The following is a 1,624-nucleotide window of genomic DNA, read 5'->3' on the forward strand; positions in this document are numbered from 1 at the left end:
ATACTGGTCCGAGAGAGCAACGCTTTTATCAACAGTTTACTCCAAACTTCCAACATGGTGATGAGGTAATTGTTCAAATACAGCACTATATAAACGATCATTATCAAGGAAAACTGAGCAATAAAGAGCTTGCAGAGTTGAGTTGTTTAACAGAAAGGACATTGCAGCGACGCTTTAAAAAGGCGACAGGTTTCAATGTTAACCAATACATACAAAGCTTAAGAGTACAAAAAGCTTGTGATTTACTTGAGTCGACAACCCTAACATTTGACGCAATATCATTTAGAGTGGGTTACCAAGATGTGAGCGCGTTCAGGAAAATATTTAATAGAATCGTAGGTTTAACACCGAAGTCGTTCAGATCTCGGTTCTGTTCATGAACGCCAGAAGTAAGATAATGTTGGTATTAAACATTTATAACTCAGAAGCAAACACCGCATATTTTTACAAGCTGGCTTAGCGTGATGAAAAGGGATAACAAGCTAAGCCAACCGTAGCGCACTCCTAATTACTGAACATTTTGTAGAATGCTTAAAGGGTTCTCAAATTACAATGACTTGTATAGGTCGTTGTTAATCACAAAAGCTATGTGATTTCCAAAACCAGTTTCCCAATATGTTGCTTGCGTGAAAATACTTCTTGCGCTTGACCTATCTGGTTCAAGGGAAATGACTCCGCGACTAAGGGACGAATTGCGTTCTGTTCGATATAGCGAACTAAGTTACCGAATACTTCTGGTGCCAAAACGGTACAACCAAATAACGCTAGGTCTTTAAGGTAAAGAGTTCTTACATCCAGCTCGACAATTGGGCCGCCTATGGCGCCGGAAACAGCGTATCTTGATCCTGGCTTTAGTACCTGAAGAAATTGTGGCCACTGCTCTCCTGCGACCAAATCAATCACTACGTCAACGCTGTTTTCTCCGAGAGTCGCTGTTAAATTTGCATCGCGAGGGATAACTTGGTTTGCTCCTAATGCCGTGATCTGTTCTTTCTTTTCTGGGCTGGCGATAGCAATGACGTATGCTCCACGCGCCTTCGCCAGTTGGATTGCGGCAGAGCCAACACCACCGGATGCCCCTGAAATCAGTACGGTATCGCTCGCTGTGACATTAGAGCGGACAAGCATGTTCTCGGCAGTTGAATAAGAACAAGGGAAGGAGGCCAAGTCGATATCCGATAAACTACTATTCACAGCATATGCATGTTTACTGTCAACAACAGTGAACTGAGCAAAGCCACCATCACATTCTGAACCGAAGTACCAAGGCGAGCTAAGTGCTTGACTGTGGAAGCGCGTAATACATGGTTCGATAAGCACACGCTGACCGATTCGTGATGGGCAGATATTCTCACCAACAGCGACGATGGTACCGCATACATCGGCACCTTGGATTCGAGGGAGAGATAGCGCGTCTCCTGACCAACTTGCATCCATGCTATTGGCGTCATTTTTAGAATACCATGCTGTTCGGGTATTGATGTCGGTGTTATTGACTCCGGCAGCGGCAACTTGGATCAATACATCATCAGGCGAGGGGACTGGCACAGGTAGATCATCGCGGTAACGAAGCATATCTGGCCCACCATGACCGATAAGTTGGACGCCTTTCATGACTTTCGGG

2 protein-coding genes are annotated in these 1,624 nt (G+C 44.7%); one reads left to right on the forward strand and one right to left on the reverse strand.

Annotated elements, in window-relative coordinates; translation table 11 throughout:
• The coding region (locus tag IQP38_RS26250; protein ID WP_228009987.1) for a helix-turn-helix domain-containing protein at positions 1 to 380 on the forward strand (380 nt) is incomplete at its 5' end.
• A 205-nt stretch (positions 381 to 585) separates the two neighbouring features.
• On the opposite strand, the gene IQP38_RS04640 is transcribed toward IQP38_RS26250, so the two are convergent.
• Positions 586 to 1,624: alcohol dehydrogenase family protein (locus IQP38_RS04640; RefSeq protein ID WP_193837354.1), on the reverse strand; the 1,039-nt coding region annotated here is incomplete at its 5' end.

Origin of the sequence: Vibrio sp. OPT41 (assembly GCF_015163595.1) — a bacterium.
Lineage (GTDB): Bacteria > Pseudomonadota > Gammaproteobacteria > Enterobacterales > Vibrionaceae > Vibrio > Vibrio alginolyticus.